1 tRNA gene and 2 rRNA genes are annotated in these 6,236 nt (G+C 42.8%); all 3 read right to left on the bottom strand.

Features of this window, described 5'->3' with window-relative positions:
• Positions 1-117 precede the first annotated feature (117 nt).
• The 3 genes from ARSQ2_RS15285 to ARSQ2_RS15275 all read right to left on the bottom strand — a co-directional run bounded on the left by ARSQ2_RS15285 (position 118) and on the right by ARSQ2_RS15275 (position 5,471).
• Positions 118-193 (bottom strand) — tRNA-Trp (locus ARSQ2_RS15285).
• Positions 194-584: 391 nt separating this feature from the next.
• Positions 585-3,495 (bottom strand): 23S ribosomal RNA (locus tag ARSQ2_RS15280).
• 514 nt (positions 3,496-4,009) lie between these two features.
• A 16S ribosomal RNA gene (locus tag ARSQ2_RS15275) occupies positions 4,010-5,471 on the bottom strand.
• The 16S and 23S rRNA genes sit together here with 1 tRNA gene alongside, the layout of an rRNA operon.
• Positions 5,472-6,236: the final 765 nt, after the last annotated feature.

Genomic DNA, 6,236 nt, shown 5'->3' with positions numbered 1-6,236 from the left:
CATAAATACATCAATTTTAATGACTAGAAATTAAAATGGCTTTGAGCGGCTTATAAAAAACTCAGTCTATTAAACAGGGTTTTTAATATTTAATAATATTATCTATAAAGCCATAAATGGCAGGGGCGGAGAGACTTGAACTCCCAACATCCGGTTTTGGAGACCGGTGCTCTACCAATTGAACTACGCCCCTAATAGATGGGGGTGCAGACGGGGTCTAACCGGCGAACTTCGGGGTGACAGGCCGATATTGTAACCAACTGAATTACCGCACCACCCAATTTACTTTACTAACGGTCTTTTCCATTAGCCTTAAATTAAAGGCTGGCAGCTTTCTTAACTATCGGCGCTACAGCATTTTACTTCTGAGTTTGGCATGGGGTCAAGTGGGACCACAGCGCTATTAGCGCTAGACAAATTCTTTTTTATTTATTTTTTATTTTGTCTTATTTCGCTGCTTTATAGAATAGATAGTCTGATCACCTACCTTAGTAGCGAACATACCTTGGCTTTTAGCAAAATTTGACCATATTTAATTTTAAAACAAGCTAAAATTCTCTCTTTCAAAACACCTTTGGTGTTGTTAGGTTAAGCCTCTCGGGTTATTAGTACTAGTTAGCTCAACGTATCGCTACGCTTACACACCGAGCCTATCTACGTTCTCGTCTTGAACACCCCTTATAGGACATCACTGTCAGGGAAGATTTATCTTGAGGCAAGTTTCCCGCTTAGATGCTTTCAGCGGTTATCTCTTCCGCACTTAGCTACCAGGCGATGCCATTGGCATGACAACCTGTACACCAGTGGTGCGTCCACTCCGGTCCTCTCGTACTAGGAGCAGCCCCTCTCAATCTTCCTTCGCCCACGACAGATAGGGACCGAACTGTCTCACGACGTTCTAAACCCAGCTCGCGTACCACTTTAAATGGCGAACAGCCATACCCTTGGGACCTACTTCAGCCCCAGGATGTGATGAGCCGACATCGAGGTGCCAAACACCGCCGTCGATATGAACTCTTGGGCGGTATTAGCCTGTTATCCCCGGAGTACCTTTTATCCGTTGAGCGATGGCCCTTCCATTCAGAACCACCGGATCACTAAGACCTACTTTCGTACCTGCTCGCGCCGTCACGCTCGCAGTTAAGCTGGCTTATGCCTTTGCACTAACCTCACGATGTCTGACCGTGATTAGCCAACCTTAGTGCTCCTCCGTTACGCTTTGGGAGGAGACCGCCCCAGTCAAACTACCCACCAGACACTGTCCTTAGCCCGGATTACGGGCTCAAGTTAGAACATCAAACATTAAAGAGTGGTATTTCAACGTTGGCTCCATGCAGACTGGCGTTTACACTTCAAAGCCTCCCACCTATCCTACACATCAAGGCTCAATGTTCAGTGTCAAGCTATAGTAAAGGTTCACGGGGTCTTTCCGTCTTGCCGCGGGTACGCTGCATCTTCACAGCGAGTTCAATTTCACTGAGTCTCGGGTGGAGACAGCCTGGCCATCATTACGCCATTCGTGCAGGTCGGAACTTACCCGACAAGGAATTTCGCTACCTTAGGACCGTTATAGTTACGGCCGCCGTTTACTGGGGCTTCGATTAAGAGCTTTGCCTTACGGCTTACCCCATCAATTAACCTTCCAGCACCGGGCAGGCATCACACCGTATACGTCCACTTTCGTGTTTGCACAGTGCTGTGTTTTTAATAAACAGTTGCAGCCAGCTGGTATCTTCGACTGGCTTTAGCTCCGGATGCTAGACCTTTCACTTAATGCCAGCGTGCCTTTTCCCGAAGTTACGGCACTATTTTGCCTAGTTCCTTCACCCGAGTTCTCTCAAGCGCCTGAGTATTCTCTACCTAACCACCTGTGTCGGTTTGGGGTACGATTAATGATTACCTATCGCTTAGAGGCTTTTCCTGGAAGCTGGGCATCAACTACTTTACCACTTTCGTGGCTCGTCATTACGTCTCAGTGTTGTAGCACTGCGGATTTTCCTGCACTACCCACCTACTTGCTTAAACCGGGGCAACCGTCGCCCGGCTAGTTTAGCCTTCTTCGTCCCCCCTTCGCAGTAACCCTTAGTACGGGAATATTAACCTGTTTCCCATCGACTACGCTTTTTAGCCTCGCCTTAGGGGTCGACTTACCCTGCCCCGATTAACGTTGGACAGGAAACCTTGGTTTTTCGGCGAGCGGGTTTTTCACCCGCTTTATCGTTACTTATGTCAGCATTCGCACTTCTGATACCTCTAGCAGACTTTTCAGTCCACCTTCTACGGCTTACAGAACGCTCCCCTACCCAACACGACATTTAAATGTCGCTGCCGCAGCTTCGGTGCATGGTTTAGCCCTGTTACATCTTCCGCGCAGGCCGACTTGACCAGTGAGCTATTACGCTTTCTTTAAATGATGGCTGCTTCTAAGCCAACATCCTGGCTGTCTAAGCCTTCCCATTTTGTTTCCCACTTAACTAGGACTTGGGGACTTTAGCTAGCTGGCGGTTTGGGTTGTTTCCCTTTCACGGGACGGTTAGCACCCGCCGTGTTTTCCTTCCGTGATAACATGTTTCGGTATTTGTAGTTTGCATCGGACTGGTAGTTGGGATGACTCACAAAACAGTGCTTTACTCGAAGATAATTTCAGGCGCACCTAAATAACTTTTGGGGAGAACTAGCTATTTCCCTCCCGGTTTGATTGGTTTTTTATCCCCAACCACAAATCATCCGACTAATGTTGAAACATTAGTCGGTTTGGTCCTCCAGTTAGTGTTACGCAAACTTGAACTTACTCATGGCTAGATCACCGGGTTTAGGGTTTATACCCTGCAACTTAACGGTAAGTTAAGACTCGGTTTCTTTACGGCTCTTCTATCCGGTTAACCTTGCTACAGAATATAAGTCGCTGACCTTTTATACAAAAGGTACGCAGTAACATTTTTTTGGGTGCTTCCACTGCTTGTATGTACACAGTTTTAGGTTTTATTTCATTCTTTTTGCCGGGGTTTTTTGCCTTTTTTTCACGGTACTGGTTTACTATCGGTCAGTCAGAAGTATTTAGCCTTGGAGGATGGTTTTCCCATATTTAGACAGGATAACATGTTTCCTCCGGCCCTACTCTTCGAGTTCACAACACTTACCGTTTGAGATACGGGGCCCTATCACCCTTTATTGCCAGCCTTTCCAGACCCTTCTCCTGCGGTAAATATTGATGTTGACTTTGGGCTGCTTGCCGTTTGCTCGTCACTACTTTGGAAATCTTGGTTGATTTCTTTTCCTCGACGAACTGAAACATTTCAGTACCCCCCGGTTTGCCTCGTTTGACTATGAATTCATCAAACGATAGTGCATTAATGCACTGAGTTTTTCCATTTGGACATCGCTGGCTAGTACGCTTCATATCAGCTTACCGGCGCTTTTCTCAGATTATCATGTCTTTTATTGTTTTTGGCTGCCTGCCTAAGCATCTACCGTGTAGGCTTTATTCGCTTAACTTTACAACCTGAAGGTGTTTTCTACTGTCTTTTTGTTGGGTTATAGCTGCGCGTCTACTAATTTTTTGTTGGGCAGTGCCCTCAATGTGCCTACGTACTTTAGTACGCTGGGCTTGCTGTGCGCTGGCTGCCTTGAATTGCTGACTGCTGACTTATAACGATTTATCATGACAACAAAAACCCAACTAATTGGAGTTTTGAGAGTTTTTTACATTATTTTTTAATAATGTGTGTTTCAATTTTCAGTTTGTTCCAGATTGTTAAAGAGCATAAGTTGGTAAACTAACTTACTGAATTCGCTTAATCGTTATTGCATTATTGGGTAAACAACAAACAGTGCACCACGCTTTTAGCGTTGTGCACTGCCTTTCTAAATCAGTAAAGTGGCGTTCCATAGGGGATTTGAACTCCTGTTATTGCCGTGAAAGGACGATGTCTTAACTCTCTATAAGATTGGCTTTACGCGCTATTTTATCAGCCAATTTATGTGAACACTCACATTTTATTTATCTAGGTAAGGAGGTGATTTAATTGCAGGTTGCTTTACGGTTACCTTGTTACGACTTTACCCTAGTCATGAATCAGAAAGTGGTAAGCACCATCTAAAAAGGTTAAGCTACCTACTTCTTTTGCAACCTACTCCCATGGTATGGCGGGCTGTGTTTACAAGGCCTGGGAACGTATTCACCGCGACATACTGATCCTTGATTACTAGCGATTCCAACTTCATGGAGTCGAGTTGCAGACTTTAAGTCCGGACTTTGACGGACTTTTTGAGTTTTACTTTTTCTTGCTGGCTTGCCTCTCTTTAGTATACGCCATTGTAGCACGTGTATAGCCCCTACTCGTAAGGGCCATGATGACTTAACGTTATCTCCACCTTTTTTTAGTTTACCACTGGCAATCTTTTTTGAGTTTTGGATCGAATCGCTGGCAACAAAAGATAAGGGTTGCGCTTGTTGCGAGACTTAACCCAATATTTTACAACACGAGCTGAGGACAGCCATGCAGAACCTGTCTTAGCGCTTCCGAAGGTACTTTTCTATCTCCTTTTATCTCTAAAGGATTCCGCTGGATGTCAAAAGTAGGTAAGGTTCTTGGCGTTACATTGAATTAACCATATGCTCTACCGCTTGTGACGGGCCTCCGTCAATTTATTTGAGTTTTAACTTTTTGGCTGTACTCCCCAGGCAATCGATTTAACGCGTTAGCTTTGGAGGACACAGTTCATGATTACAACCTCCAAATTGACATTGTTTACAGTGTGGACTACCAGGGTATCTAATCTGGTTTTCTTTTTACTCTTTCGCACATGAGCGTTAGTCTTTGTCTAGGGGGCTCGCCTTTGCCACCGGCATTTTTCTACATCTCTACTTATTTTACTGCTAAACATGAAATTTTACCTTTTCTACAAGACTTTAGCTAATTAGTCTTGAATGCCATTCCCAGGTTAAGCTCGGGGATTTTACATCTAACTTAATTACTTCTGCCTGCGTGTTTTTTACGCCTAGTAATTCTGATTAACGCTTGCACTCTCCGTATTACCGTGGCTGCTGGCACGGAGTTAGCCGGTGCTTTTTCTGTCGCTAACGTCAATTGCCAAGGTTATTAACTTTAACACTTTCCTCACGATTGAAAGTACTTTATTTCTTACTGTTTTCTCCCGTAGGAGTCTGGGCGGTGTCTCAGTTTTAGGGTGGTTGATCATTTTCTTAGACTAGCTAGAGATCATCGTTTAGGTGAGGTAATAGCTCACCTATTAGCTAATTTTATATGGGTTCATCCAAAGGGTGTGAGATCAGAATGGCTCCCTACTTTGCTCCTTAGAGATTATGCGGTATTAGCCACTGTTTTTAGTGGCTATTTTTTGCCTTTGATTAGATTTTTATATTTTACTTACTTGTCTGCCGCTTGACTTGCATGTGCTAGACCTGCCGTCAGGGTATCAATTTGAGTCATGATTAAGCTCTTCAATTAAAAGCTTGATGCTCAAAGCATGTGTTACTGACTGTAACACTTTTTTGTTTAACTTGCTTTTCCGATGTTTGACCACCTTCGCCGTTGCCGACAAAAATAACGTTACTGCATATATAATTTATATATTAATTAATTGTTTTGTCACTTTTCAAGACTTTAAAATTTAAAGTCAAAATATTTTTTGATGATGTTTGTGCGAGTGCTCACACAAATTGTTTGATTATTTGATTAATTGTTAAAGATCTTGTGGTTGTGGCCTAGGCCATGAGGTTGCATTATATTATAATGCGCTTTTCAGCTGTAAAGTCAAGTAGTTATTTCTACTTTTCTTTACCTTGCATCAAGAAAATTTAATTTAATTAATTCGTTCTATACTGACTCAGTGGGGGTGCATTATAGGCAGTTTTACGCAGCTGGTAAGCTTAATTTTGCATAATTTTGTTTAATTGATTAATTAAACAGCAAGGCATTATGTTATACCGAATTATTAACAGAGTTATCCACAAAAATAAAATAACAAAAATTATAGCGAAATACGCAAGCGAAATACGCAAGCGAAATACGCAAACGTTTGTTTTACAATTGCGTTTGCGACAAAAAATATTTGATTGAAACTAGTTATTTTTGAATATCATTTGTAATAGCGAATAGCCATAAAATTTAATTAATGTTTTAAAACATTTTATTATTCCAAGGGATCTATTTCATGCTTCAACTCCGCCCTATTCAGCGTGCTCTACTGAGTGTTTCTGACAAAGAAAGTAT

It is taken from the genome of Arsenophonus endosymbiont of Bemisia tabaci Q2, assembly GCF_902713415.1.
Taxonomy (GTDB): Bacteria; Pseudomonadota; Gammaproteobacteria; order Enterobacterales; family Enterobacteriaceae; genus Arsenophonus.
The sequence above is the reverse complement of the archived record's forward strand: the minus strand, read 5'-3'. Positions and strand labels throughout refer to the sequence as shown.